The 26,418-nt window shown below is 33.6% G+C and carries 24 protein-coding genes; 9 read left to right on the plus strand and 15 right to left on the minus strand.

Annotated features, from left to right (window positions below):
- The first annotated feature begins 389 nt into the window (after nucleotides 1–389).
- The 3 genes from ACHZDT_RS13695 (at nucleotide 390) to ACHZDT_RS13705 (ending at nucleotide 5,015) form a co-directional block, all read left to right on the plus strand.
- A complete protein-coding gene (locus ACHZDT_RS13695; RefSeq protein ID WP_394775189.1) occupies nucleotides 390–1,544 on the plus strand; it encodes an alpha/beta hydrolase in 1,155 nt (384 codons plus the stop codon).
- Complete coding sequence (radA, locus tag ACHZDT_RS13700; protein WP_213302775.1) at nucleotides 1,544–2,905, plus strand: DNA repair protein RadA; 1,362 nt, start codon at nucleotides 1,544–1,546, stop codon at nucleotides 2,903–2,905. Before ACHZDT_RS13695 ends, radA begins: the two co-directional genes overlap by 1 nt.
- 142 nt (nucleotides 2,906–3,047) lie before the next feature.
- Nucleotides 3,048–5,015 (plus strand): transglycosylase domain-containing protein, encoded by a 1,968-nt coding sequence (locus ACHZDT_RS13705; protein WP_394775190.1) that lies wholly within the window; start codon nucleotides 3,048–3,050, stop codon nucleotides 5,013–5,015.
- A 292-nt stretch (nucleotides 5,016–5,307) separates the two neighbouring features.
- Here the strand turns inward: ACHZDT_RS13705 and ACHZDT_RS13710 are convergent, their stop codons facing one another.
- Nucleotides 5,308–6,057 carry a LytR/AlgR family response regulator transcription factor gene (locus ACHZDT_RS13710; RefSeq protein WP_394775191.1) on the minus strand — a complete coding sequence of 250 codons (750 nt, stop codon included), beginning with the start codon at nucleotides 6,055–6,057 and terminating at the stop codon, nucleotides 5,308–5,310.
- Nucleotides 6,054–7,874, minus strand: coding sequence for a histidine kinase (locus ACHZDT_RS13715; protein WP_394775192.1), 1,821 nt, complete (start codon nucleotides 7,872–7,874; stop codon nucleotides 6,054–6,056). The genes ACHZDT_RS13710 and ACHZDT_RS13715 overlap by 4 nt, the downstream gene beginning before the upstream one ends.
- Nucleotides 7,875–8,078: 204 nt before the next feature.
- Between ACHZDT_RS13715 and ACHZDT_RS13720 the strand changes: the two genes are divergently transcribed.
- The 3 genes from ACHZDT_RS13720 to ACHZDT_RS13730 all read left to right on the plus strand — a co-directional run bounded on the left by ACHZDT_RS13720 (nucleotide 8,079) and on the right by ACHZDT_RS13730 (nucleotide 11,580).
- Nucleotides 8,079–9,239 (plus strand): hypothetical protein, encoded by a 1,161-nt coding sequence (locus ACHZDT_RS13720; protein WP_394775193.1) that lies wholly within the window; start codon nucleotides 8,079–8,081, stop codon nucleotides 9,237–9,239.
- 228 nt (nucleotides 9,240–9,467) lie between these two features.
- Nucleotides 9,468–9,806 carry a murein L,D-transpeptidase catalytic domain-containing protein gene (locus tag ACHZDT_RS13725; RefSeq protein WP_394775194.1) on the plus strand — a complete coding sequence of 113 codons (339 nt, stop codon included), beginning with the start codon at nucleotides 9,468–9,470 and terminating at the stop codon, nucleotides 9,804–9,806.
- Between the two features lie 130 nt (nucleotides 9,807–9,936).
- Nucleotides 9,937–11,580, plus strand: a complete 1,644-nt coding sequence (locus tag ACHZDT_RS13730; RefSeq protein WP_394775195.1) for a DUF4139 domain-containing protein — start codon at nucleotides 9,937–9,939, stop codon at nucleotides 11,578–11,580.
- Nucleotides 11,581–11,687: 107 nt separating this feature from the next.
- On the opposite strand, the gene ACHZDT_RS13735 is transcribed toward ACHZDT_RS13730, so the two are convergent.
- The 5 genes from ACHZDT_RS13735 to ACHZDT_RS13755 form a co-directional block, all read right to left on the minus strand.
- Entirely contained in the window at nucleotides 11,688–12,725 is a 1,038-nt protein-coding gene (locus ACHZDT_RS13735) for an aldo/keto reductase (RefSeq protein WP_394775196.1), read from the minus strand.
- A 910-nt stretch (nucleotides 12,726–13,635) separates the two neighbouring features.
- Nucleotides 13,636–13,920 (minus strand): type II toxin-antitoxin system RelE/ParE family toxin, encoded by a 285-nt coding sequence (locus ACHZDT_RS13740; RefSeq protein WP_394775197.1) that lies wholly within the window; start codon nucleotides 13,918–13,920, stop codon nucleotides 13,636–13,638.
- Nucleotides 13,913–14,164 carry a hypothetical protein gene (locus ACHZDT_RS13745; protein ID WP_072957136.1) on the minus strand — a complete coding sequence of 84 codons (252 nt, stop codon included), beginning with the start codon at nucleotides 14,162–14,164 and terminating at the stop codon, nucleotides 13,913–13,915. Before ACHZDT_RS13745 ends, ACHZDT_RS13740 begins: the two co-directional genes overlap by 8 nt.
- A 209-nt stretch (nucleotides 14,165–14,373) precedes the next feature.
- Nucleotides 14,374–15,318, minus strand: coding sequence for an OmpA family protein (locus tag ACHZDT_RS13750; RefSeq protein ID WP_213302809.1), 945 nt, complete (start codon nucleotides 15,316–15,318; stop codon nucleotides 14,374–14,376).
- A gap of 215 nt (nucleotides 15,319–15,533) precedes the next feature.
- The gene (locus tag ACHZDT_RS13755; RefSeq protein ID WP_394775198.1) at nucleotides 15,534–16,295 is read right to left on the minus strand and encodes an exodeoxyribonuclease III; all 762 of its coding nucleotides are present in this window, start codon (nucleotides 16,293–16,295) and stop codon (nucleotides 15,534–15,536) included.
- Between the two features lie 118 nt (nucleotides 16,296–16,413).
- On the opposite strand from ACHZDT_RS13755, the gene ACHZDT_RS13760 reads away from it, so the two are divergent.
- Entirely contained in the window at nucleotides 16,414–18,216 is a 1,803-nt protein-coding gene (locus ACHZDT_RS13760; protein WP_394775199.1) for a GNAT family N-acyltransferase, read from the plus strand.
- Between the two features lie 84 nt (nucleotides 18,217–18,300).
- Here ACHZDT_RS13760 and ACHZDT_RS13765 read toward each other — a convergent pair whose 3' ends face one another.
- The 5 genes from ACHZDT_RS13765 to ACHZDT_RS13785 form a co-directional block, all read right to left on the minus strand.
- A complete protein-coding gene (locus ACHZDT_RS13765) occupies nucleotides 18,301–18,702 on the minus strand; it encodes a DUF805 domain-containing protein (RefSeq protein WP_394775200.1) in 402 nt (133 codons plus the stop codon).
- Between the two features lie 219 nt (nucleotides 18,703–18,921).
- Entirely contained in the window at nucleotides 18,922–19,386 is a 465-nt protein-coding gene (locus ACHZDT_RS13770) for a DUF2752 domain-containing protein (RefSeq protein ID WP_394775201.1), read from the minus strand.
- Nucleotides 19,361–19,744, minus strand: a complete 384-nt coding sequence (locus ACHZDT_RS13775) for a DUF4234 domain-containing protein (protein ID WP_394775202.1) — start codon at nucleotides 19,742–19,744, stop codon at nucleotides 19,361–19,363. The genes ACHZDT_RS13770 and ACHZDT_RS13775 overlap by 26 nt, the downstream gene beginning before the upstream one ends.
- A gap of 16 nt (nucleotides 19,745–19,760) precedes the next feature.
- On the minus strand, nucleotides 19,761–20,132 hold the full coding sequence (locus ACHZDT_RS13780) for a DUF805 domain-containing protein (protein WP_394775203.1): 372 nt from the start codon (nucleotides 20,130–20,132) through the stop codon (nucleotides 19,761–19,763).
- Nucleotides 20,133–20,313: 181 nt separating this feature from the next.
- The gene (locus ACHZDT_RS13785) at nucleotides 20,314–21,255 is read right to left on the minus strand and encodes a 2-hydroxyacid dehydrogenase (RefSeq protein WP_394775204.1); all 942 of its coding nucleotides are present in this window, start codon (nucleotides 21,253–21,255) and stop codon (nucleotides 20,314–20,316) included.
- A gap of 197 nt (nucleotides 21,256–21,452) precedes the next feature.
- On the opposite strand from ACHZDT_RS13785, the gene nhaA reads away from it, so the two are divergent.
- Nucleotides 21,453–22,598, plus strand: a complete 1,146-nt coding sequence (gene nhaA / locus ACHZDT_RS13790; protein WP_394775205.1) for a Na+/H+ antiporter NhaA — start codon at nucleotides 21,453–21,455, stop codon at nucleotides 22,596–22,598.
- 74 nt (nucleotides 22,599–22,672) lie between these two features.
- Nucleotides 22,673–23,206 carry a hypothetical protein gene (locus ACHZDT_RS13795; RefSeq protein ID WP_394775206.1) on the plus strand — a complete coding sequence of 178 codons (534 nt, stop codon included), beginning with the start codon at nucleotides 22,673–22,675 and terminating at the stop codon, nucleotides 23,204–23,206.
- A gap of 189 nt (nucleotides 23,207–23,395) precedes the next feature.
- Here ACHZDT_RS13795 and proC read toward each other — a convergent pair whose 3' ends face one another.
- The 3 genes from proC to rsmA all read right to left on the minus strand — a co-directional run bounded on the left by proC (nucleotide 23,396) and on the right by rsmA (nucleotide 26,391).
- Nucleotides 23,396–24,172: a pyrroline-5-carboxylate reductase gene (gene proC, locus ACHZDT_RS13800; RefSeq protein WP_394775207.1), complete on the minus strand. Its 777-nt coding sequence runs from the start codon at nucleotides 24,170–24,172 to the stop codon at nucleotides 23,396–23,398.
- A gap of 100 nt (nucleotides 24,173–24,272) precedes the next feature.
- Nucleotides 24,273–25,622, minus strand: coding sequence for a magnesium transporter (mgtE, locus tag ACHZDT_RS13805; protein ID WP_394775208.1), 1,350 nt, complete (start codon nucleotides 25,620–25,622; stop codon nucleotides 24,273–24,275).
- On the minus strand, nucleotides 25,606–26,391 hold the full coding sequence (rsmA, locus tag ACHZDT_RS13810) for a 16S rRNA (adenine(1518)-N(6)/adenine(1519)-N(6))-dimethyltransferase RsmA (RefSeq protein ID WP_394775209.1): 786 nt from the start codon (nucleotides 26,389–26,391) through the stop codon (nucleotides 25,606–25,608). The genes mgtE and rsmA overlap by 17 nt, the downstream gene beginning before the upstream one ends.
- Nucleotides 26,392–26,418: the final 27 nt, after the last annotated feature.

The raw sequence follows: 26,418 nt of genomic DNA on the forward strand, positions 1-26,418 counted from the left end.
ATTCGCTTGTTTGTCAAAATCATTTTTTGAACGAACAGTATTTCTTTTGCCTGAATTCATTCTCTGGTTTTAAAAGATCGATTAATAAAATGTTAGTAATAAAAAGACAATAAATTTAACCGCAGAGTACACTAAGTTTTTTTACTATATGGTTTTACAAAAAACACAAAGTTCGCAAAGCTAAATCAATACAAAGCTTTGCGAACTTTGTGTTTTCTAAAGATACAATTAGGTAAAATCTTAGTGTACTCTGCGTTTAAAATGATTATTCAACACAAACCTGAACCTATATTCCTATTTTTAAAATTGCTACAATAATAAAAAAGCAAATAAAGTATTATATTGCTACACTATTTAAATACTTTCAATTCACTGAAATGCCCTAAATCATGAAAAAAGTTTACCTACTGTTTATCTTAATCTCAGTTTCTGTATTTGCACAGAAAAAATTCGACAACATTCAATCTGTCAAACTTGGAGAAGAACGAAGAATAACCATTGGACTTCCAGATTCTTACGAAGCAAATCCTGAAAAAAAATATCCTGTTTTATATTTATTAGATGGTGATTATTTATTTGATCCTTTTTCCGGAGCGGTAAGTTACGGGTCATATTGGGGAGATTTACCTGAAATGATCATCATTGGTATTCATCAAAATAAAAATGATGAACGTGAAGATGATACAACAATTGATCAAAACACAGGACTTCCTTTTGAAAAAGGAGCTAACTTTTTTGAATTTATTGGTGCAGAGCTAATTCCGTATATCGAAAAAAAATACCGTACAACACCTTTTAGAATTATTGCGGGACATGACTTAACTGCTAGTTTCCTTAATTTTTATTTATATAAAGAACAGCCACTTTTTAACGCTTACATTGCCTTTAGCCCGGAACTTGCCAATAAAATGGAAGTTAGAATTCCTGAAAAATTTGCTAAAGTAACTGAACCTTTATTTTATTACTTATCCGTAGCTGACGGAGACAACAAAAAAATCAAGGAACCAATAGAAAAATTAGACAGTAATATTAAAATTGCCAATAATCCGTTAGTAAATTATAAATATGATGTATTCAAAGGCACAACACATTATACCGAGGTTTTACATGCTATTCCAAGTGCTTTATACCACATATTTGAAGTTTACAGGCCTATAAATTCTACCGAATATAATAACAAAATTGCTATTCTTGAAACAGGTTACGCTGATTATCTGCAAAATAAATACGACATAATGTCTAAAGTTATGGGAGTTCAGATTCCGGTAAGAATAAGTGATTTCAAAATTATAGAAACACTTATTTTGAAAAAGAATGCGTACGACGAATTAGGAAAGATGGCTGAAATTGGAAATGTAAATTATCCAAAAGCAATGTTAGGCGAATATGAATTAGGATTGATGTACGAGAAAATGGGAGATCCTAAAAGAGCTTCTAAAAAATATCAGAATGCCTCACAAATGGAACCAATTGGCGATTTGAACAAAGATTTAATGTACGAGAAAATCGACCAGATGAATACACTTGCAAAAACAACTAAATAATGTCAAAAGTTAAAACTTCCTTTTTTTGCCAAAACTGCGGAACCCAATATGCCAAATGGCAAGGACAATGCAATGCCTGCAAAGAATGGAATACTATTGCTGAAGAAATCATTCAGAAGCAGGAAAAAGTAGCCTGGAAAAGCGAACCGACTTCAAACGGAAAAGCTCCCCGCCCATTAAAAATTAATGAAATTGACTCGACTCAGGAAATCCGAATGGATACTACTGACGGCGAATTGAATCGTGTTTTAGGTGGCGGAATTGTTCCCGGTTCTCTAACACTTTTGGGTGGTGAACCCGGAATTGGAAAAAGTACACTTTTACTTCAGATATCATTAAAACTGCCTTATAAAACTTTATATGTTTCCGGCGAAGAAAGTCAGAAACAAATAAAAATGCGTGCTGAAAGAATCACGCCAAACAGCGACAATTGTTATATTTTGACCGAAACTAAAACGCAAAATATATTCAAACAAATTGAAGCAATTCAGCCTGAAATTGTAATTATTGACTCCATTCAGACTTTACATACGGATTATATTGAATCAACTGCAGGAAGTATTTCTCAGATTAGAGAAACTACAGCTGAACTAATCAAGTTTGCCAAAGAAACTAATATTCCGGTTATTTTAATTGGACATATTACAAAAGACGGAAACATCGCCGGACCAAAAATCCTTGAACATATGGTTGATACCGTTTTACAATTTGAAGGCGATCGAAATCACGTTTACCGAATTTTACGTTCACTAAAAAACCGTTTTGGCTCAACTGCCGAATTAGGAATTTATGAAATGTTAGGAAGCGGTTTACGGGAAGTCAGCAATCCATCAGAAATATTAATCTCACACAAAGACGAAGAATTATCCGGAACCGCAATTGCTTCAACACTTGAAGGAATGCGCCCTTTGATGATCGAAATACAATCGCTTGTAAGTACCGCAGTTTACGGAACTCCGCAACGAAGCACAACTGGATATAATGCAAAACGTTTGAACATGATTTTGGCTGTTTTAGAAAAAAGAGCCGGATTTCGTTTAGGTGCAAAAGATGTTTTCCTGAATGTAACCGGAGGAATTTCTGTTGATGATCCTGCAATTGATTTAGCCGTTGTTGCCGCAATTTTATCTTCAAATGAAGATATACCGGTAACAAAAGGCTGCTGTTTTGCCGGAGAAGTTGGGCTTTCAGGAGAAATTCGTCCTGTAAATCGTGTAGATCAGCGTATTCAGGAAGCCGAAAAATTAGGTTTCACCACTATATTTGTATCTAAATACAACAAAATTGCCTTAAAAAACACCGGAATCAAAATTGAACTTGTGGCCAAAATTGAAGATGTAGCCGGAATCCTTTTTGGTTAATCTGCTTTTTCCACAACGACTTTAATCAATTAAATACCACTTCTGATCTAAATTTGAATTCGTATGCTCACGCTATATAAAATTCGGGAAATTAGTGAAATTCGTGGCAAAAACATTCCTTAAATTTTATGAAATTAATTCTATGAAATTTCCAAAACAAAAAATATTCAAAGCACTTCTAATACTTGCAATAGTATTGGTAGTGCTTTTTTTAGGTTTCTACTTTTTTCGCGATTCGCTTTTAAAACAAGCAATTGCAAAAGTGACAAACAAAATGAATACAGAATATTATAGCACATTTTCTGTAAAATCGGCTACGTTTGATGGTTTGTCCGGCATTAAATTAACCGATGTTATTTTGGTTCCTAAAAATGCAGACACACTTTGCCACATTCAAAAAATAGAAACCAGCATCAGTTTGTCTAATTTGTTAATTGGCGATGTTCAAATAGGAACTCTAAAAGTCAACAATGGCTATATTCAATTAGTAAAAAAAGGAAATGTCCGCAACTTTGATGCTTTCTTAAAAAAGGACAAAACCGATTCTGATAAAAATGAAAAACGTAAATATGCTACTTTCGCTTATAGAATTATCTCAAAATTACTGAATCTGGTTCCAACAGATATGAAACTGGAAAACCTGAATTTCAAAATTGATGATAACGGCAAAAAAGCTTCAATTGCGATAAATAAACTGGTTTTAGACAACAAACAACTTGAAACCAGTCTTCATGTTCAAAGCAAAAATTTTGATCAGCGCTGGAACATAAAAGGTTTTGCCGATCCAAGGAATAAAAAAGCCGATATTCGTTTTTTTAATTTAGATACCGGAGCAATTCGCGTTCCATATTTAGATGAACGTTATCACTTAAAAGCAAGTTTTGATTCTATTCGCCTTAATGTTGCAAACATTGAAAAAGACGGAAATGAATTGCATATTGATGGTTATACTTCTATCGCCAATTTAAAAATCAACCATCCTAAAATTGCCAGCAAAGATGTTGTGATTAAAAATGCGCGTTTTGATTATCGTTTTTTACTGGGAGATGATTTTATTTCGATCGACAGCACCTCAACAATGGAATTGAACAAGATAAAAGTGAAACCATACATTTCCTATAATACAGAAAAAGATACCGTTTATACTTTGAAAGTTGATATTCCGAAAATGAAAGCGCAGGATTTTATAGCTTCTTTGCCTGACGGATTATTTACTCATTTTCAGGGAATGGAAGCGACAGGAAATTTCGATTATAAACTGGATTTCAAATTCAATAAAAACAGACCAAATACTTTGGTTTTTGACAGCAAACTGAACAAGGAAGATTTAAAAATTATAAAATATGGCGAAGCCGATCTTAATAAGTTAAATGGAGAATTTGTCTACCGTGCAATAATCCAGAATGTTTTGCAACGTCCGGTTTTAGTCGGGAATTCAAATCCAAATTATACGCCTTTAGACCAGATTTCACCTTATTTGCGAAAATCTGTTTTAACAACCGAAGACCCTTCTTTCTTCTCGCATCGCGGTTTTATAAATGAAGCTTTTAAACAATCTATTCTTAAAAATATCCGAACGAAAAAATTCTCTCGTGGTGCAAGTACGATAAGTATGCAATTGATTAAAAATGTTTTTCTGACGCGTGAAAAAACGCTTTCGCGCAAGCTTGAAGAAATTCTCTTAGTTTATATCTTAGAGAACAATCGTGTTGTAAGCAAGGAAAGAATGCTGGAAGTTTATTTCAACATTATAGAATGGGGACCAAATGTTTACGGAATTGGTGAAGCAAGTCATTTCTATTTCCAAAAAAGCCCATCAAATCTAACTTTGAATGAATGTTTATTCCTGGCAACAATTATCCCAAAACCCCGAAAATTCATGTATCAGTTTAACGATCAGGGAAATTTAAGAGATTATGCCGTTCAAAATCAAAAATTCCTGAGCAATTTAATGTTGCGTCGTGGTGTTTTAACTTCTGAAGATACAATTGGCGGACTTTCTCCGGTTTATATTTCAGGAAATGCACGTTCACTAATACGCATTAAAGCTCCGGATTCAACCGCTGTTCCTGCGGATTCTTTGGTTATTGGTGATGAATTTGATTTGTAATTAGCCACGAAGTACTAAGACACAAAGATTTTGAATGTTAGCGTGTCCTTCGACTCAGCGCAGGATGACAAGATTGTGTATAAAACTTTGCGTATTTGCGATTAAAAAATTGCGCGCAAAGTCGCGAAGGCGCAAAGTATGTCATTTTCGACCAAAGGAGAAATCACACTAGAGAATCGACAAAGATTGACTTTATACTTTACGGAGCTTCTTGTGTGTCCTTCGGCTCCGCTCAGGATGACAATATTGTGTATAAAACTTTGCGTATTTGCGACTTTGCGCGATTAAAAAACTACTTAAAATTCCTTAAAAATTCCTCTTTATAAGTAGGTGAAACCTCAATTTCGGCTCCGTCGTTTAAAGTTACAATTCCGCCTTTATTATAGGACTTCACGCAATTCATATTAATGATATGTGATTTGTGAACGCGAATAAAAGGCAAGGGCAAAATCTCTGAAAAGTGTTTCAAAAACCTGCAAACCATTTTCTTGTTTCCGTTATTCAAATACAAATCTGTGAAATTTCCGTTTCCGCGTAAGCGAACGATTTCTTCCATTTTTACAACTTCAAATCCTTCTAAAGTGGGTAAAATAACCTGTTGCTTTTCCGGTTTTGTTTCATGAAAATTCTCAACGATGATTTTATTTCTGTTAAAAATTTCATGATTCATAATTTGATGCTGTACTTTGTTTACCGCGACAATCAATTCCTCGATACTGATAGGTTTCAGTAAATAATAAGCGGCGCTTTGGTTCAAAGCTTTTAAAGAATATTCAGAAAAAGCGGTTACAAATATGGTTTCAAATTGCAAATCTTTACACGCTTCGAGAACATCAAAAGCATTCCCAAAAGGCATTTCAACATCTAAAAAAACCAATTGCGGTTTTAAATCATGTAACATCGGAACGGCTTCTTTTATATTTTGTGCTTCGCCAACAACCTCAACTTGCGGACAATATTTACTCAAATAGTTTTTAAGTACTTCACGCGCAGCCAATTCATCTTCGACAATTACACTTTTTATCTTCTGGATTGTCATCATATTGTATCAATTAATGGGAAAACAATTTTGACAATTGTTCCTGATTCCGGCAATTTTTTCTCTTTAATAACAAATGAAATATTCTTTTTATACAATTCGTTCAGCAAACCTATTCGTTCTTTGGTATTATTAAGACCGCGGGATTCATGTACTTTTTGATTGCTGGTTTTAAGTTCCTGACTTTTGGTTAAACCAATTCCGTTGTCTTCAATAACAACGACAACTTTTGCATCAACAAGCTGAAATTTAAGCTGCAACAGCCCTTTTTTATCGAGATAACGCAAACCATGCCAAATCGAATTCTCTAAATGTGGCTGAATAATCATATTTGGGACAAAAACACTTTCGGCATCAAGATGTTCGTCAACCGTAATTTTAAAATCGAATTTATCCTGAAAACGCAAATGTTCCAGATCCAGGTATTTCTTTAATTGTTCGACTTCTTTATCTAATGATATAAAATCTTTATTGGAGTTTTCCATCATATCCCGCATCAAATTTGAATAAGAAGTCAGGTATTTATTAGCTTCCAGTTCTTTATTTTCGGATATAAACTGATTCACGCTATTTAAACTATTGAATATAAAATGCGGATTCATTTCGCGTCGTAACGATTGCAAAGCGATTTCTTTGTTCTTGGTTTTTATGGCATACAACGCTTTTACGATAAATCCGAACAAAAGTAAAAGCAATAAAATTGATCCTAAAAGGAAATAATTAAACGTGTTTTTCTTGGTAATCAATTCGTCTTTCAACGTTTTTTCTTTTTCAAGTTGCCGAATCTTTCCTTCGGTAACCTGAAAAGTTTTTGCGCTGATTAAAGTCGTATCGGATTGAATCAATTCATCAAAATTTTGAATAAATTGCTCATAAAGTGCCGTACTTTCTTTTTCGTTCCCTTCGGATTTGTAATATTTCACTAAAGCGGATAATGTGTTTTTGGCTTCCGCCGAATTTCCATTTTTAGATGCAAGATCATACGCTTCTTTCAGTGACACTAATGCTTTTTTAGGTTCTTCCTTTTTAAAATAAAGAGACGCTATTGATTGCAATTGTTTAATTTGGGTATTAAAATCTTTCCTGATTACGGCTTCTGCCAATAATTTTTCGTTAATTCCAATTGCTTTTTCAAACTGATTGTCTGAAGCGTAAACATTCGCAATTTCGTTTTTAATTTTAATAACTGCTTCGGGTTTATCTTTTGCGTAAACAAGTGCATTTTTATAACTTTCAATCGCAACACTTTTATCTTTTTGCTGCAATGAATTTTCTGCTTTTTGAACATAAGCTTCTGCAACTTCACCGCTTTTCTTTTCCTTTTTCAGCAATTCAATATTTGAGTTTACATAAGTTGCCTGCATTACAGGTTCTGCCTGATTTTTTAAACGATTTGCATCATTTAAATTGATCTTTTCTTCAGATGCATCTTTTGCCAATGAACCCGCGACTTCATAATTTTTAATTGCAGATCCAAAGTTTTTCTGATTTTCCTGCACTTTCGCAAGGCTTCTGGTTACACGGGTTTTATCATTTACACGTTTTAATTTCGTATAACTTGTAAGTGCTTTTTTAAAATATTCCTCGGCTTTTGCATTATCTCCTTTATTAAGAAATTCATTTGCTAATTGTTCATAGTTTTCGGCAATTTTCCCTTCATCATTTTTATCCAGAGACTTTTCTAAATTAGTAGCGGCTTTACTCATTTTTGAAGCCGGCATTACTTTCTTTTTCGCAATAGAATCCTGCGCCGCAACTCCCAACGGAAATAGCAACATAAGCATTACAGAAAATATAGATCTTGATAATAAACGTCTCATATTTTAAAATCTTTTAAGTCGTAGCAACTCAGATTCTCAGAACCTGAGAACCTTCAAAAAAACAACAATGTAAAGTAAAGTATTTTATGTTCCGTTTACAACTCGTTTCACCAAGTGAAAGTTGCGTTTCACCCTTTCTGCAAAAAAGGAGATTTTTTAGTTTTTAAGTTTGGTCTGTAATCAACAATTAAAAACCCAGAAATCATGAAATCAACTCTTTTTATCACAGCAGTTTTAGCAACTACAATCTCCTTATTAAGCTGTAATTCTTCGAATGCAAATACGAAGAAACATACTAAAATAGAAAATCCCATCGCAGCAGAAAACACAAAAATACAAGTGGCACTTTTATTGGATACATCCGGAAGTATGGACGGTTTAATCGATCAGGCAAAATCAAGACTTTGGAACATTGTAAATACTTTAACTACTTTAAAATATGACGGCAAAACTCCGGATATCGAAATCGCTTTGTATGAATATGGAAATGACGGTTTATCTGAAAAATCAAATTATATCAGACAAATCGCGCCTCTTTCAACAGATTTAGATTTGATTTCAGAGAAACTGTTTTCGTTAAGTACGAATGGCGGAAACGAATATTGCGGTGCAGTAATTCAGGATGCAACAAACCAGTTAAAATGGGCAAAAGACAACAACAATATGAAGTTGATTTACATTGCAGGAAACGAAGAATTTAATCAGGGAAAAATCAATTATAAAGAAGCGATTAGCAACGCACTTAAAAATGGCATTTATGTGAATACAATTTATTGCGGAGATAAAACGCAAGGCATAAACGAATTATGGAAAAATGGTGCTGATTCCGGAAAAGGAAAATATTTTAATATTGATTCAAACGAAACTGTAAAATATATTACTACGCCTTATGATGCTGAAATTACTAAGTGTAACGAAAAAATCAACAAAACCTATATTAGTTACGGCGCTACAGGTTCTGCCAAAAAAATGAATCAGGAAACGCAGGATAAAAATGCGCAGAAAGTTTCAGCTTCTAATTATGCAGAACGTGCGGTGAGCAAATCAAAAGCGGTTTATAAAAATGAAAGCTGGGATTTAGTCGATAAGGTAAAAGATGACAAAACCGCTATTTCGAAAATCAAAAAAGAAGAATTACCAATACAACTTCAAAACAAATCTGAAGCTGAAATAAACACAATTGTCGCTCAGAAAACGAAAGAAAGAGAAACAATTCAGAAAGAAATTGGCGAATTAGGCAAAAAACGTCAACAATATATTGATACTGAATCTAAAAAAACAAAGAAACAGGATGATTTAGGCAATGCTATAAACACATCGATAGTTGGTTTTGCAAAAGTAAAAGGTTATACGGTTGAGAAATAAAACCAGCCTTTAAAATGATAAAGAAAATTGTGTTGTTGCTTTCGATTGCAATTTTTGGCGTGAGTTTTGCCTGCACGAATAAAGAAGAAAAGCCAGAAATTATTAAAAATTCAAAACCGGTTTATTCCTATGAAGAGAAACTAAAAAGTGAGACAATTGAAATCAGGAGTTTTTTGGGGAAATCTCCGAAATATAATTCAAATATTGTCTTTCTATTAGATATGAAGATTGAATCTGGAAAAAATCGGTTTTTTATTTATAAACAAAATACTCAATAAAGGTCTGGTCGGACACGGAACGGGATCAGAAACCGGTATTCCGGGAAAGTTAAAATTCAGCAATCTCAAAGATTCGCATTGTACTTCATTAGGAAAATATGCTATAGGAACTTCGTATCGAGGCTCGTTCGGAAAAGCGTACAAATTATACGGTTTAGACAAAACTAATAGCAATGCCTTTAACCGAAATGTGGTTTTACACCAATATAGCAAAGTTCCGTTTGAAGAACAGGAAAACCCAATTTTGCAACAGTTACGGCTGCCCGATGGTAAATGCAACGTTTTTTGATACAATTGAAAAGTTCATCGATGCTTCTGATAAAAAAATCATTCTAGTTATTTACTATTAGAATTCGATTTAATTGCAGATATTCGTAATCCAAACCTTCCAAAAAAAAGAAAATTTAAATATAAATCACATGATTAAAAAAATAACAACATCCGCGTTATTATTAGTTTGTGCTATTTCATTTGCGCAAAAACCAATTTTTACAACCGCAAAAGTAAAAAATGCTACGGTATATTTTAATGCAGCCGAAATTTCACAATCAGCAAGTGCCAATTTACCTGCAGGAACAAGTGAAATTGTCATAAAAAATGTCGCTGTTGATTTAAACGAAAGTTCGATACAAATAGGATCTCCGTCGACAGTTACGGTTCTTTCGGTTCAGTTTACCAATAATTATATTTCAGAATATGATACAGATACTAAATCGCCTGAATTAAAACGAGTGCGAGATAGTATCGTGATTGTCCAAAAAGAAATACAGAAAGTAAATAATACGATCAATTCTGAAAATAAAACGATTCAGCTTTTAGATAAAAACCAGCAAATTTACGGCGTAAATTCAGGTTTGAATGTAACCGAATTAATGAAAATGGTGGAGTATTATAAAACCAAGCAAATCGAGATTGCAAACAACATTAATACGCTTTCAGAAAAACAACAAAAACTAAACGACTTACTTTATAAACTGCAAAGTAAACTGGAAATCAACGCTAATAAGGAGGAAAAAACTTCATCAGGCAAATTGATTGTTCAGGTTATGAACGAAGTTGCAGGAATCGTTCCGTTAGACATTTCATACTTAACAAATAATGCTTCGTGGACTCCGTTTTATGATTTACGTGCCGAAAGTGTTACGGCGCCAATCAATATGATGTACAAAGCGCAAGTTGTGCAAAATACCGGAATCGACTGGAAAAAAGTAAAACTTACTTTGTCTAGCGGAATGCCAAATCAAAACAATCAGGCTCCAATGCTAAGTTCGTGGTTTTTAAGAGACAATAGTTTTGCTCAAAATGGTTATGGAATGCAAAGAAATAAAATGAATCAGTTGCAAGGACGAGTTGCGGGAGTTGCTGTAGAGGAAAAAGAATTACAGGAAGTTGTTGTAAGTCCAGCCCCTATAATGAAAAAATCATCTGTTTCAGATTATACAACTGTCGAAGTAAATCAATTGAATGTTTCGTTTGATATTGATATTCCTTATGATATTTTGTCTAACGGAAAAGTTCATAGTGTTTCCTTAAAAGAAATAAAATTACCTGCATCTTATAAATATTACGCTGCGCCGAGAGTTGAAAATGAAGCTTTTCTTTTAGCCGAAATAGCAGATTACAGCAAATACAATTTATTAAGAGGTGAAGCCAATATTATTTTTGAAGGAATGTATGTGGGGAAAACTTTTATAGAACCAAATCAAACGAGCGATACTTTGAATTTAAGCATGGGTCGCGATAAAAAAGTATCTATCAAACGTGAAAAGGTCGCGGACAAATCAGGAACTAAGTTTTTATCTTCGAAAAAAGAACAGACTTTTACTTATGATATCACAGTAAGAAATAATAAAAAGGAAAACATTGAACTTTTATTAAAAGATCAATATCCTTTGACAACTAATAAAGAAATCGAGGTTGAATTATTGCAAAGTGACAGTGCAAAAGTGAATACCGAAACAGGAATTTTAACCTGGCAATTGCAAATGAAACCCAATGAAGTCAAGAAATTCCGAATTAGTTATAAAGTGAGATACCCTAAAGATCAGATTTTGAATTTATAATAAAAAAATCCCGATACAGATAATTGTATCGGGATTTTATTTTTAGTAGAAGAAACCTAACAGGTTTTAAAAACCTGTTAGGTTTGACTAAGAACTTAATAAAATTATTACGGCGCCGGATCAGGAATTATAGCCTGAACAGCAGCTATCTCGGTTAAAATTTCTTTTGATAAAAACACATCAATTGTATCGATGTTTTCTTTTAATTGCTCCATTGTCGTTGCTCCAATAATGGCACTGGTTAAAAATGGCTGCTGCAATACAAAACCCATTGCCAACTCTGTTAATGTTAAGCCGTGTTTTATTGCTATTTCCTGATACAATTTTGTGGCTTGCGTACATTGGTCGCTGTTGTAACGTGTGTATTGAGGAAAAAGATTGATTCTCGCATTTGGATGTGCTTCTCCGGTTAAAAATTTACCGGTTAAAACTCCAAACGCTAAAGGTGAATATGCTAATAAACCCACATTTTCATACTTTGCGACTTCGGCAGAACCTACTTCGAAAAGGCGATTTAATAAATTATATGGATTTTGAATGGTTTTAATTCTTGGAAGATTTTGATATTTACTTTCTTCCAGAAGACGCATCATTCCCCAGGCATTTTCATTAGAAACTCCAATGTGTTTTATTTTTCCTTTTTTGATTAAACCATCAAAAGTTTCAAGGATTTCTCTAAAATTATCTTCCCATGCATCATCATATCCGCCAAAAGCACGTTGTCCGAAAAAATTGGTTTGTCGTGCCGGCCAATGCATTTGATATAAATCGATATAATCTGTTTGAAGACGTTTTAAGCTGTTTTCTAAAGCTTCTGTTATACTTGCCGGAGAAAAATCTACTTTCTCACGCATGTACATGAAATTTGGATTTGGACCTGCAATTTTAGAAGCTAAAACTATTTTTTCACGATTTCCTGTTTTCTTAAACCAGGTTCCTATTATTTTTTCTGTACTTCCGTACGTTGCTTCATTTGCAGGAACTGAATACATTTCGGCAGTATCAAAAAAATTAATGCCTCTTTCAAGTGCATAATCCATTTGTTGATGTCCGTCGGCTTCCGTATTTTGCTGTCCAAAAGTCATTGTTCCGAGGTTGATTTTACTAACCTTTATGTCGGTATTGGGTAAAGTGGTATATTTCATTTGTCTTTGAGTTGCTAAGTTGCTGAGTTACTAAGATTCTAAGTTCTCAGCTTTCAATTATAAAACTCAAAGATACGACGGGATTTTTCAAACGAAAATACGACAAAAGTTAAAAAAAGGATAATAATATAAATTCCAAACTTTTAAAAATCCAAAATCAGAATTAAGTCAATTATAGTATCAGATGCTCCAGCGGAGTATAATATTTATAGTCAATTTATATGATCCCTAAGTCAAAGCTCCAGCGGAGCGACATAATCCTTAAATCCTAATATATCACCCCGATGGGGTTCTTTGAAAAAATTTAGAATTTTCTATAAATATACCGTCCCGCTGGGACTTACATTAAATTTTAAATTCAAATTATTAGTCCCTGCGGGAAAAAATTTATTGGATAATCTATATTTTCTACCAATATTTAAATCCTAACGAATTATTATTAAAAACATTTTAATTGTTTAAATCATATTGTAGAGATCAAATATTTGGCAAAAATTTCATAATTTTAGTTTTAATCTTGATCAATATATATAGTCCCTACTCTACGGGCAATGTCATTAAGTTAAGATTTTTCAAACTATATTTCAAGCAAAGTGTAGTTTTGAATTGCCTCCAGCTTTAGCTGGAATTTATATAAAATCAATCTGAATGGCTTTATCCAAAAAATGTGTGATTTGAAGCCACATTATTGTGCATATTAAACACCTCCAGCTGAAGCTGGAGGCTAGTCAAAAGCTTAACTTTAATGACAGGCCCGTAGTGACTAAACCTGTACAATTAGGAATAATAATTTTGTAAACGATTATTATAATCTCATAATATAACAATTAGAACGTTTTCAAAATCTTGCAGGTTGATAAAAAAAAGGCTCAAAGTTCAAAAACTCTGAGCCTTTTTTATTTTAAACTTTTTAAAGGATTTTGAAATGAATTAAAAACCTAATTACAAAAATTGAATTTTCTTTAAACTGATATAATACTTTATAATTTCTGATTACAATTCTACGACAGTCAAACCTATATTCATCTAACTGAAATTGTTCAGCAAAAACAATATTATCTGTACAATTAAACAATTCATTTCTAATTTTGATTGCCTTTTCTTTAGAGATAACTTTTGTTAATGAAATATAAATTTCCTTTAAGTCTTCTTTTGCATTCTGAGTCCAAAAAACTACAGATCTAATATTATTCATTATCCCAATCTTGCATTTCTTTCGATAAATCTTCTTTTGAAATTATTCGATTGTATTTCACATCATTCAAACCTTCTTCAACTTTATTATTATATTCAGATAAAGTCAAAGGATTTCCCTGCGCATCATATGAAACCACCTCATTTAAGTAATTGTCAAAAACGGAAGAAACAATTCGCAATACTCTTTCATCAGCTAAATCTAATTGATGGCGTATTTTATCTTTTAATTCCGGAAGTCCCATAATTATAATTTTAGAAATTCAAAGTTACGAAATAATAAGAATGGAAATTCCAATTTTTAAATTCCAAATTCCAACCAGGATATTAATATCTCGTTGCATTTTTGTAATATAAAAACAACAAAGGCTCAAAGTAAAACTCTGAGCCTTTGTTCCTTTGAACCTCTGTTCCCAAAAAACTTAGTGCCTTAGCAACTTAGTCCCTCAGAACCTTAATTAATACTATTAAGCATTTCAGCGATTTCATCTAATCTTGGTGTTAAGATGATTTCGATTCTACGGTTTTTTGCTTTTCCTTCCGGAGTTGCATTGCTTGCAAGTGGAGAAAATTCGCTGCGTCCGGCTGCTGTTAATTTTTGTTTGTTGATTTTAGCGTTTTCGCTTAAAATATTTACAATTGCTGTGGCTCTTTTTGTAGATAAATCCCAGTTGTTTGCAATTGGTCCTGAACCTGCATAAGGATCATCATCTGTATGACCTTCGATCAGAACTGAAAGATCCGGATTATCACCTAATACTTTTCCTAATTCTACCACTGCTTTTCTACCTTCTACTCCTACAGCCCAACTTCCTGAGTTAAAAAGTAGTTTGTTTTCCATAGAAACATATACTTTTCCGTTTTTCTGTTCAACTGTCAAACCTTTACCTTCAAAACCGTTTAAGGCTTTAGATAAAGTTTCTTTTAGTTTGCGCATTGCTTCTTCTTTAGCGGCAATCATTGCTTCAAGTTCGTTTAAGCGACTTGCAGTTTTATCAAGACGCGCTTGTTCATCGGCTAGTTTTTTAGATTTTGCTTCTAATTGCGCTAACAATTCACGGTTTTTGGCCATGTTGCTTTCTAATGCATCATTGCTGTTTTTCTCAAGTGCATTATAAGAATCCTGTAGCACTTTATACTTTTTTTGCTGAGCCGCTAAATCTGCTTTTTGTTTTTCAAGATCAGATTTTGTTGCGCTTAAGTCTTTTGTTAATGCATCACGATCTAATTCCAGCTGATTTTTTGATTTTTGTAAATCGGTATTTTGATCAGCAATTGAACGGTTTTCTTTTTTTAGATCTGAATATTTAGTTTCAAGATCGTTGTAAATTTTCTTGGATACACATGATGTCATAGACATTGCTACAACTAGTAATCCGATGGAGGCCTTTTTAATCATTTTCTTTTCGTTTTTATTTGGGGCGCATTAATAATCAAATTCTTCTTGTTGAACGTAGAGTCATAGCCCTGATGGGAACGGCATCCTTTTTCTGGCTTCTTTAGCCAGGAAAAGATATAGTGGACAGCAGGAAATAGCTCCTGATCCTTCGACTTCGCTCAGGATGACAACTATAACTTCAATCGGTTATCTTCTCAACAAGAACAATACCAAATTTACTCGATTTCGACCAAAACCGGACAATGATCTGAATGTACGGCATCCGGAAGAATCACGGCACGCTTAAGTCTGTGCTGCAATGAATCGCTGACTAAGTTGTAATCGATACGCCATCCTTTATTGTTTCCTCTGGCTCCGGCGCGGTAACTCCACCATGAATAATGATGTGCATCCTTGTTGAAATGACGGAAACTGTCGATAAAACCGGATTTCATAAATCCATCCAGCCAGGCGCGTTCCGAGGGCAAAAATCCTGAAACAGTTTTGTTACGAACCGGATCATGAATATCAATTGCTTCGTGGCAAATGTTGTAATCGCCGCAAATAATCAAATTCGGAATTGTTAGTTTTAGTTCGTTAATGTAGGTTTGAAAGTCGTCCATGAACATAAATTTATGGTCTAATCTCTCAATATTTGTTCCTGACGGAAGATATAAACTCATTACAGAACAGTCGTCAAAATCAGCACGAAGGTTACGTCCTTCAAAATCCATGTGCTGAATTCCAGTTCCGTGAACTACATTATTGGGTTTTATTTTAGATAAAATGGCAACTCCGCTGTAGCCTTTTTTGGTCGCAGAATAATAATATTGATACGGATAACCCGCGGCAGTAATAGCGTCAACCGGAATTTGTTCTTCGGTTGCTTTTATTTCCTGAAGGCAAATAACATCAGGATTTGCATGTTGTAACCATTCGATAAAGCCTTTAGTTATTGCGGCACGTATTCCGTTTACATTATAAGAAATAATTTTCATCAGTGTTTTTTTAAGGATTCCAAATGTAATAAAAAAGTGGAAAGTTTGTGTTTGAATCAACGAAAAGTAGAGTTTTTTGTTATCTTTGTTCGCTGCTCTAATAAATTAAAAATAGTACATGGGTTTAGTTACCGCGAAAGAAGTTGCAAAGGCAATAAATGTTGATAAGTACGGAGTTCTTGGTACTTTTTCAGGCTGGATTCTTATGAAGGTCCTTAAGATCTCTACCCTTAATAAAATTTACGATCATAATAAACATTTAGAAGATGTTGCGTTTTTAAACGGTGTATTAGATGAATTACAAATTAAGTTTGAAATTCCTGAAGAAGATTTAAAACGTTTACCTAAAGAAGGTGCTTATATCACGATTTCAAATCATCCGCTTGGAGGAATTGATGGGATTTTGCTTTTGAAATTAATGCTTGAAAGAGAACCTAATTTCAAGATTATCGCTAACTTTTTATTACACCGAATTGTTCCGCTTAAAAAATATATCATGCCGGTTAATCCTTTTGAAAATCACAAGGATGCTAAATCAAGCGTGGTAGGAATCAAGGAAACTCTACGCCATTTAAGCGATGGGAAACCGCTGGGAATTTTTCCTGCCGGAGAAGTTTCTACTTACAGAGATGGAAAACTGGTTGTGGATAAACCGTGGGAAGAAGGTGCTTTGAAATTGATCAGAAAAGCAAAAGTTCCGGTTGTACCCATTTATTTTCATGCTAAAAACAGTAGATTATTTTATTGGCTTTCTAAAATCGATGATACTTTAAGAACTGCAAAATTACCATCGGAATTGTTAACTCAAAAAGATCGTGTAATTAAAGTTCGTATCGGGAAACCAATTTCTGTAAACGAGCAAAACGAATTTGAATCGTTTGAAGATTATTCGGAATTTTTAAGAAAGAAAACTTATATGCTGGCAAATCCTTTTGAAAAGGACAGCAAATTACTAGATACTGCAAGTTTAAAAATACCAAAATCTCCTAAAAAAATTGTAACGCCTGCAAGCGAGCCAAAAATGATTGACGAGGTTAATGCGTTAAGAAACAGCGATTGTCGTTTACTGCAAAGTAAAAACTACGAAGTGTTTTTTGCAACAGCAAAATCTATCCCAAATATCCTGCACGAAATTGGACGTTTACGCGAAATCACTTTCCGTGAAGTAGGCGAAGGAACAAATGAATCTATCGATTTAGATAAATTTGACCAATATTATCACCATATGTTTTTATGGGATGATGAAACTAAAAAAATTGCCGGCGCTTATCGTATGGGATTAGGTTCTGAGATTTACCCTAAATACGGAATTGAAGGTTTTTATTTGAATGACTTATTTAGATTTGAACCTGAATTGCATGATATGATGCATAAATCAATCGAAATGGGTCGCGCTTTTATCATTAAAGAATATCAGCAAAAACCAATGCCTCTGTTTTTATTGTGGAAAGGTATTATTCATACAACATTACGTTATCCGGAACATAAGTATTTATTAGGTGGTGTGAGTATCAGTAATCAATTCTCTGATTTCTCGAAATCATTGATGATTGAGTTCATGAAATCTAATTATTACGATCCGTATATTGCTCAATATATTCACCCTAAAAAGGCGTATAAAGTTAAACTGAAAGATGCTGATAAAGATTTTATCTTCGATGAGGCTGAATCTGACCTGAATAAATTTGATAAAATCATTGACGAATTAGAACCGGGGAATTTACGTTTGCCTGTTTTAATTAAAAAATATATCAAACAAAATGCACGTGTTGTAGCTTTTAATGTCGATCCTTTATTCAACAATGCCGTAGATGGTTTAATGTACATTAGAATCGCAGATATTCCTGAAAGCACTATGAAACCTGTTATCGAGGAATTTCAAATAGAATTAGAGCGTAAATTAGCTGAAAAAGAAGATTAATTAGCACAAATTGATATATAAAAGAGAAATCCCATTCGCCTTGGCAAATGGGATTTCTCTTTTATAATTCTCTAAATTAAATAGTTACTCTTTTCCAATTTCATCCATTTCATCAAATATATTTTTAGGATCTTCTCCATAACCATTTCTTCCTTGATCTCCTTCTTTACAAAACAAAACCAGTAACCAAATTGCTCCTATTAAAGGAATTAATATTATTAAGGAAAGCCATCCGCTTTTATTTATATCATGTAATCTTCTAACAGAAACAGCGAAGCCTGGCAGAAAAACAGCCAAACCATATATCAGTCCTAATATTCCAGTCTTAGCAACCCCAAAAGTTAAGCCCGAAACCTGATCAATTATCATTAAAACAATCGAGATAATTAAGCCTGCGAGGCTATAAAACCAAAATTCTTCTCTTCTTGCTCTTCCTTTAAAGTTTGCGTAGTTTTCAAAAACTACTTTTTTGTACGATTCAATCATAATATTTATTTGCAAAATTATTCCCTACTCTTTTGGATTTTCGGTTACTCCTTTTGATACTTATATAAAAACATAAGATTAAGGAATCTAAACTCGCGGGGAGATTCTAAAAGTTTTATTTGTAATAGAAAAAGGTATTATAAAGCGGGAATAGCTATAAAAATTAAGGAATAAATTCTCCATAAAAAAATCCCATTCGAAAATGGGATTCTGTATGTTTTAAAACCAAATAGACTGATGCAATATATCATCAAAAGAACTATTTCTAATAAAAAGAATTAATCTTATTAAATGATAAAAGGCTAAAAAATAAGCCATACTATACGCCAGTTTTCGATTGTATAAAAGTCCTGTAAAGTATTCTTTTTTGGTGATAATTTCTGTCGTTAAGACAATAATAGTCAACCAGCAAAATACAATAACAAAAGGACCTAAAATATGATAACTGACAGACTTGTACAAATCACCCTGATAGAAATAAACCAATGATTTCGTAATCCCACAACCCGGACAGGGAAATCCTGTAACCATTTTAAAAGGGCAAAACGACTGATCTGATTCCAGATGATCATTATGATTGCCAAGCATTAAAAAAAACGGAATTATCAGTGTAATTGCTGCACCGATAATTCCATAAATTTTACGTTTTATTCTGTTATTATTTGTATAATCTATTGATGTCACCTTGTACAATCATTGCTGCTGCGATAGGAAAAAAGAATCCTAAAACAATTAATAAAGTCGATTGATCTTTTTGAAGTTCACCAGTTTTTTCATAAACTTTTGGCAATGCTTCTTTTCCGGCCAGGTAATAAAAATAAATATTTACAGGCATACAGCATCCGGCAAAAATTGCAATAGGCTGAGAAATAACTTCTCTTTCGGCCACGGCATTAAAAACCTCAGATACTTTAATATTCCAGTAAATCAAATATAATCCACAAGTTAAAAAACCAAAAACCAAGACCATTATAGGATCTACCTTAAATACCGGAATTGGCTCGCTCAACTTGTTAGATGTTTCGTGTAAATTATTCTCCATTTTTTATAATTAATTGTTATAACTCGACTTTTCCAATCTCGTTGATTTCATTGAATTCGTTTTTAGGGTCCGGACCGTACACATTTGCCCCTTTATCACCTTCTGTACAAGCTAAAATTAAACTGTAGATTGGAATAATAAGAAACCATCCGCTTTTACCTACATCATGCATTCTTCTAACACCAACTGCAATAGAAGGAACAAGAACTGCCAGACCGTAAACATTTGCAGCCAAACCTAAAGTTGGTGAAATTAGTCCAAGGACAAAACCTAAAGCAAAACTGATAATAACGCTCGCTAAGGAGAACATCCAAAATTCTTTTCTTCTTGCTCTTCCGTCAAAATTCGCATAGTTTTCAAAAACCACTTTTTTGTACCATTCAATCATAATTATAAAATTAGTTAGTTAAATGCCTACTCTTTTAGGATTTTCGGCTACTCCTTATCTAAAATTTTGTTAAAATTTGAAACAATATTAAAAAAAAATACTTATAAAAACTAATTCTAAATAACTTTATTCTACAGAAAAGACTTGTTATTAAAATCCAAACAAAAAGCTAAGAATTTTATTAGAAAATTGCCTTAATTTTATTGACTATAACCTGCGCTAGACGCTCATGACTTTCAAATGTCCAACCTGCGATATGAGGCGTCAGAAGAACATTTTTAGCTTCCAGCAAATATTGAAAAGCTGCCGGAGTATTTTCATCCTGAAATAAGTTTTCAAAAGATAACTTCTCATATTCCAAAACATCCAAACCTGCTCCCAGAATCTTTTTAGACTTCATCGCTTCAACTAAATCTGCTGTAACGATATTTTTACCACGAGATGTATTTATAATCCAAAACGGCTTTGAAAATGCATTTATAAAATTGGAATTAACCATTTTATCCGTTTCAGGGGTCCACGGAAGATGTAAACTTAAAACATCCGCTTTTTGTTGTAATTCCTGCAACGAAACCTGTCTTGCATTTTCATCTCCAATATTTTCGAGAATATCATAAAATACAACCTCTGCATCAAAACTGCGAAGTTTTTTAGCAAAAGCTTTTCCCATGTTTCCGTAACCGATAATTCCAACAGTTTTCCCGTCTAATTCATGACCACGATTACTTTCACGATTCCATTGTCCTGATTTAATTTCGGCGTCAGCCTGATTCAAATTATTGAATAAGGACAAGATTACACCAAGTGAATGTTCTGCAACAGCGTTGCGATTACCTTCCGGTGCAGCGATTAAGTGAATTCCTTTTGCTTCGGCATAATCACAATCGATACTTTCTAAACCCGCGCCAACTCTGGCAATAAACTGTAAATTGGTCGCTTTATCTAAAAAAGTTTTATCAATTTTAAAACGGCTTCTGATTACGATTCCGTTATAATCCTCAATTTTAGCTTCAATTTCTTCTTTAGAAGATTTAAAATCGGCGTGGTTTTCAAAACCCGCGTCTTCCAGTTGTTGCCATAAAATGGGGTGATTGCTATCGATATGTAAAATTTTTATGCTCATAAAATAAAGTGTTTTAAGAAATCAAAAGACAAAAATACAGCTTATTCTTCAGTAATAAATAGCAAATATCAATGGTTTCTGCACAAACAAAGGGTTCGCAATTTTTTATTGGCAAGATTTTTTTTAACTTTGGAAATATGACATTCATCAAATTTCGATGAATTTCTTTCTTTCTAAATCATTAGAACCTTTCTAAAATGAAATTAACCAAGACTTTTAAATCTTTTTTTAATAACGAAAAATCTGGAGGATTACTCTTGCTTTTTGTTACAATTATATCCTTATATCTTGCAAATTCGTCTTTTCAAACCGAATATATAGCCTTATGGGAAAAAGATTTTTTTGGACATTCAATCACACATTGGATCAATGATGGTTTAATGACAATTTTCTTTTTATTAATTGGCTTAGAATTGGAACGTGAAATTTATCACGGTGAACTTTCGAGTTTCAAAAATGCTTCATTACCAATTATGGCTGCTTTTGGCGGAATGTTGGTTCCTGCGGCTATTTTCCTGGCGTTGAATTTTGGAACTGTAACACAAAATGGAGCAGGAATCCCAATGGCGACTGATATTGCTTTTGCAATTGGAATTTTATCTCTTTTAGGAAAAAAAGTTCCGGCATCTTTAAAAGTATTTCTAACGGCATTAGCAGTTATTGACGATTTAGGCGCTATTATAGTGATTGCGATTTTTTATACAACTTCAATTGCTTTTGTAAATCTCGCAATTGCTTTAGGAATCTGGGCTTTCTTGTTCATTTTGAACCGAATGAAAATTCAAAACCTTATTCCGTATTTAATTGGAGGAGTTGCAATGTGGTATTTTATGCTCAATTCCGGCGTTCATGCAACAATTACCGGTGTGATATTGGCATTTGTTATTCCGTTTGGCGATGGCGGGGAAAAATCGAGTTCTTATAGATTACAGCACTTTTTACATAAGCCAGTCGCTTTTGTAATTTTGCCGTTATTTGCCATTGCGAATACTTGTATCGCCATAGAATCTGATTGGCATCAAGGTTTAAATCATCCTAATACTCTGGGAATCATTTTAGGTTTAGTAATTGGAAAACCTTTAGGGATAATACTTTTTTCCTCAATTGGAGTAAGTGCGGGCTTATGCGCTTTACCAAAAAGTTTAAAATGGGCACATATTCTGGGCGCAGGAATGCTTGGCGGAATTGGTTTTACCATGTCCATTTTCATCACACTTTTAGCTTTTAAAGATCCTGAAGTTATTGTTTTTTCGAAAATCGCAATTCTGGTTGCTTCGGTACTTTCCGGAATTATTGGCTTTGTTTATCTGAAATATATTTTGGGAAAGAAAAAAGACGTTTAATTTTTTAACCAATTCAAACAGATCCTATTAACAATATTACAAACCAGAATGACAACAACATAAAAAGTTTAACTATGAAATTAATCCGTAATTTTCTCTTTATTTTTTTCGTAATTCTATCTTTTTCAGCTTGTGCCAATAGAGAGAAACCTGTATTAGAAAAAAAACTATCAACCGATATCGCACTACAAACAAATCAAAAAACAGAATCTATTGAAGGCATTTATGAAACGCAACCAGACGAAAACATTACCGGAGAATGTAAAGTTTCGGTTGAAATAAAAAAAGAGAAAAAAGATTACTCCTATTTTCTAAAAACAAACCTTCGAAAACTAAAAGGCATTGCGCGCTTTACAACCAATGAATCCGGTGAAAAATATATAGTTTTAGAAGGTATAAAATGGGATGAATTTGAAGGAGATATTAGTCACGAAGAAGAATCTGATTCTATATCAGATTCAAAAACTAAAGCACCAGAAATCCCAACAGGAATTGACGCAAGTTATGTTAAAGACACGCTGACAATTCAGAATTATGGCAATTCAATGAATTCGTATACTAAGATTTCAGAATGTGGCAGGAAGTATATTCAATTGATTAAGAAATAAAAATCCAATATCCGTAATTTTTGTCATTCCGAACGAGGAATCTCCGCGATCAAAATCCGCAAAGTAAAGACAATCTTTGTCGAGTTACTTGATGAGATTCCTCGTTCCTCGGAATGACAAAAACTTAAAAAAAATTCCAAATCCCACATATCAAAGTTGGAATTTGGAATTTTTATATTGAATTTTAATTTATCCCTTAATCTGTTTCAAAGAAGTTTTAATCCCTTTAATCAACGATGAACTGAAACCATTATGTTCCATTTCATTCAAACCTACGATTGTACAGCCCTGAGGCGTTGTTACGCGGTCGATTAATTGTTCCGGATGTACTTTTTCCTCTAATAACATTTTTGCAGCTCCTTTTACGGTTTGTGCTGCAATTGCTAATGCAGTTTGAGAATCAAATCCTATTTCGATTCCGGCTTGCATCGAAGCACGAATATATCTTAACGCATAAGCAGTTCCGCAAGCGCCAAGAACAGTTGCTGCATCCATCAATTTTTCGTCAATAATTGGAGCAGTTCCTAAATCTTCGAATAAATCAACAATTGGCAATGCTTTTTCTCTGTCCTTTTCAGGGAAAGAAATACAAGTTGCTGATTCGCCAAATTGTGCGGCAATATTTGGCATAATTCTAATTACCGGAAAAGCATTACTTGTTTTTTCCTGAAGCACGTCCAAAGACAAACCACTAACTGCCGAAGCAATTGTTTTGCCCGGAATTAACGATAAAATTTCAGCAAAAACTGTATCAACCTGATACGGTTTTATAGTTAAAATCACTACATCGGCATCTTGAATAGTATGTTTGTTATCAGATGAAACCGTGATTCCATATTCTGATAAATATTCAATACTTGCTATATTTCTTCTTGTTACTGTAACCTGATTGTTTTTAGAGAATTTTGCAATTCCCAAGGCTATAGAAACACCAAGATTCCCTCCTCCTATAATGTGTACTTTCATTGCTTGTTTGTTGGCTGGTTAATAGCATATTTTTCAGCCACAAATTACACAGATTTTAGAGATCTTAAATCACTGCATTCTATTAATTTGTTGCAAAAACTTAGAAACCAAGAATCAATTTGGCTACGCCGAAATAAAGCATAATTCCAAAAACGTCATTGGTTGTAGTGATAAACGGACCCGTTGCAATTGCAGGATCAATTTTATTTTTATGTAAAAAAAGCGGTACCAAAGTTCCTAAAGTTGCAGCAAACAAAATCACTACGATCATGGAAATCGAAATAGCAATTCCCACTAAATATTGTTGGTACATTACGGAGTGATAAGCTAATAAAAGCAACGAAATAATAGTTCCTGAAATCATGGAAACACTAATTTCCTTACTGAAATAACCACGGCTAAATTCTTTTAAGGTTCCGTTAGCCAAACCCTGTACAACAATTGCCGATGCCTGAACACCAATATTTCCCGCAGTTGCAGAAAGTAAAGGCACAAAAATAATCAACGTTGAATATTTTTGAAAAGTTGCTTCGTTTCCTTTTAAAACAAAAGATGCGACAATTTCAATCACCATTCCTATTAAAAGCCAGGGCAAACGTGCTTTTGTTAATTCAAGAACACTATCATTTGACTCAACATCTTGTGTAATACCCGCCGCTAATTGGTAATCCTTATCAGCTTCGTCCTTGATTACGTCTAGAATGTCATCAATAGTAATTCTACCAACTAATCGTCCCAGTTCATCAACAACTGGAATTGCCTCTAAATCGTATTTTTGCATAATACGCGCTACCTCAACATCTTCGGTATCTACGTTTACGAAATTTAATTTTCTGATATAGATATCTCCAATTTGTGTTTTGGTCGAAGTCGTCAATAAATCTTTTAGGGATAATCTGCCTTTAAGTCGGTTTTCATCATCAACTACATAAATAGAATGCACTCTGGAAACATTTTCTGCCTGAATACGCATTTCTTTTACGCAAGTAAGTACATTCCAATTTTCATTGACTTTTACTAACTCTTTTCCCATTAAACCACCGGCAGAATTTTCGTCGTAACGCAACAAGTCCACAATGTCCTTTGCGTGTTCAACGTCGATCATTTCCGAGATAACTTCGGCTTTAATTTCCTGAGATAACTCCGCGATAATATCCGCAGCGTCATTCGTTTCAAGCTCATCAAGCTCTTCTGCAATCTCTTTAGGTGAAAGTCGGCTTAAGATATTTTCACGCAAATCATCTTCTAATTCAAGAAGAATCTCTGCTGTTTTATCACTATCTAATACCTTAAAAATATAAGTTGCTTCGTCAAAATCCAGTTCGTCAAGGATTTCGGCTATATCTGCGTGGTGCAGGTCGTTAAGTAAAACTTCAAGTTCCTTGTCGTTTCTATTAACAATATGCTCCTCTAACTGTTGGATTAAATCTTTACTAACTTTGAACTCCATCGGCTTCTATTTTTTGAGTCAAAACAATAAATTCCTCTACACTTAATTGCTCGGGACGCTTATCAAAGATAATGTCTAATCGCAATTCATCTGATAAATTTAATGTTTTCAAACTGTTACGTAATGTTTTTCGTCTTTGCTGAAAAGCCGTTTTTACTACTGTAAAAAACAACCTTTCACCGCACGGAAGACTATAATCTTCCTTTCGGGTCATTTTCATCACACCCGATTTCACCTTGGGCGGAGGAATAAAAACATTTTCGTCTACAGTAAATAAATACTCTGTAACATAGAAAGCCTGAGCTAAAACGGATAAGATTCCGTAAGCCTTTGAGCCTTTTTTCTCGCATATTCGCTGCGCAACTTCTTTTTGAAACATCCCCGAAAATTCCGGAATCTGATGTTTGTATTCTAAAGTTCTGAAAACGATTTGCGTTGAAATATTGTATGGAAAATTTCCAATAATAGCGAATTGTTTATCCTTGTAAACCTCACTAATATTGTATTTCAGGAAATCCTGAGAGATAATTTTATCTTTTAATTTTGGATAATTTTCACCTAAATACACCACAGATTCGGTGTCAATTTCGATCACGTGTGTATTAATTGGTTTGTCAAGCAAATACTTAGTCAACACACCCATTCCCGGTCCTATTTCTAAAACCTCATCGTATCCTTTTAAGCTCAAAGTATCTGCAATTGCTTTGGCAATACTTTCGTCTTTCAGGAAATGTTGTCCTAAATGTTTTTTGGCTTTTACTTTTTCCATTTTCTTTTTTTGTTTGCCATTAAGGCA

Source organism: Flavobacterium sp., assembly GCF_043722275.1.
Lineage (GTDB): Bacteria > Bacteroidota > Bacteroidia > Flavobacteriales > Flavobacteriaceae > Flavobacterium.

Bases quoted from the DNA above. Each gene is read 5' to 3' on its own strand.
- ACHZDT_RS13695 (WP_394775189.1), top strand. From the start codon at position 390: ATGAAAAAAGTTTACCTACTGTTTATCTTAATCTCAGTTTCTGTATTT.
- radA (WP_213302775.1), top strand. From the start codon at position 1,544: ATGTCAAAAGTTAAAACTTCCTTTTTTTGCCAAAACTGCGGAACCCAA.
- ACHZDT_RS13705 (WP_394775190.1), top strand. From the start codon at position 3,048: ATGAAATTTCCAAAACAAAAAATATTCAAAGCACTTCTAATACTTGCA.
- ACHZDT_RS13710 (WP_394775191.1), bottom strand. From the start codon at position 6,057: ATGATGACAATCCAGAAGATAAAAAGTGTAATTGTCGAAGATGAATTG.
- ACHZDT_RS13715 (WP_394775192.1), bottom strand. From the start codon at position 7,874: ATGAGACGTTTATTATCAAGATCTATATTTTCTGTAATGCTTATGTTG.
- ACHZDT_RS13720 (WP_394775193.1), top strand. From the start codon at position 8,079: ATGAAATCAACTCTTTTTATCACAGCAGTTTTAGCAACTACAATCTCC.
- ACHZDT_RS13730 (WP_394775195.1), top strand. From the start codon at position 9,937: ATGATTAAAAAAATAACAACATCCGCGTTATTATTAGTTTGTGCTATT.
- ACHZDT_RS13735 (WP_394775196.1), bottom strand. From the start codon at position 12,725: ATGAAATATACCACTTTACCCAATACCGACATAAAGGTTAGTAAAATC.
- ACHZDT_RS13740 (WP_394775197.1), bottom strand. From the start codon at position 13,920: ATGAATAATATTAGATCTGTAGTTTTTTGGACTCAGAATGCAAAAGAA.
- ACHZDT_RS13745 (WP_072957136.1), bottom strand. From the start codon at position 14,164: ATGGGACTTCCGGAATTAAAAGATAAAATACGCCATCAATTAGATTTA.
- ACHZDT_RS13750 (WP_213302809.1), bottom strand. From the start codon at position 15,318: ATGATTAAAAAGGCCTCCATCGGATTACTAGTTGTAGCAATGTCTATG.
- ACHZDT_RS13755 (WP_394775198.1), bottom strand. From the start codon at position 16,295: ATGAAAATTATTTCTTATAATGTAAACGGAATACGTGCCGCAATAACT.
- ACHZDT_RS13760 (WP_394775199.1), top strand. From the start codon at position 16,414: ATGGGTTTAGTTACCGCGAAAGAAGTTGCAAAGGCAATAAATGTTGAT.
- ACHZDT_RS13765 (WP_394775200.1), bottom strand. From the start codon at position 18,702: ATGATTGAATCGTACAAAAAAGTAGTTTTTGAAAACTACGCAAACTTT.
- ACHZDT_RS13775 (WP_394775202.1), bottom strand. From the start codon at position 19,744: ATGGAGAATAATTTACACGAAACATCTAACAAGTTGAGCGAGCCAATT.
- ACHZDT_RS13780 (WP_394775203.1), bottom strand. From the start codon at position 20,132: ATGATTGAATGGTACAAAAAAGTGGTTTTTGAAAACTATGCGAATTTT.
- ACHZDT_RS13785 (WP_394775204.1), bottom strand. From the start codon at position 21,255: ATGAGCATAAAAATTTTACATATCGATAGCAATCACCCCATTTTATGG.
- nhaA (WP_394775205.1), top strand. From the start codon at position 21,453: ATGAAATTAACCAAGACTTTTAAATCTTTTTTTAATAACGAAAAATCT.
- ACHZDT_RS13795 (WP_394775206.1), top strand. From the start codon at position 22,673: ATGAAATTAATCCGTAATTTTCTCTTTATTTTTTTCGTAATTCTATCT.
- proC (WP_394775207.1), bottom strand. From the start codon at position 24,172: ATGAAAGTACACATTATAGGAGGAGGGAATCTTGGTGTTTCTATAGCC.
- mgtE (WP_394775208.1), bottom strand. From the start codon at position 25,622: ATGGAGTTCAAAGTTAGTAAAGATTTAATCCAACAGTTAGAGGAGCAT.
- rsmA (WP_394775209.1), bottom strand. From the start codon at position 26,391: ATGGAAAAAGTAAAAGCCAAAAAACATTTAGGACAACATTTCCTGAAA.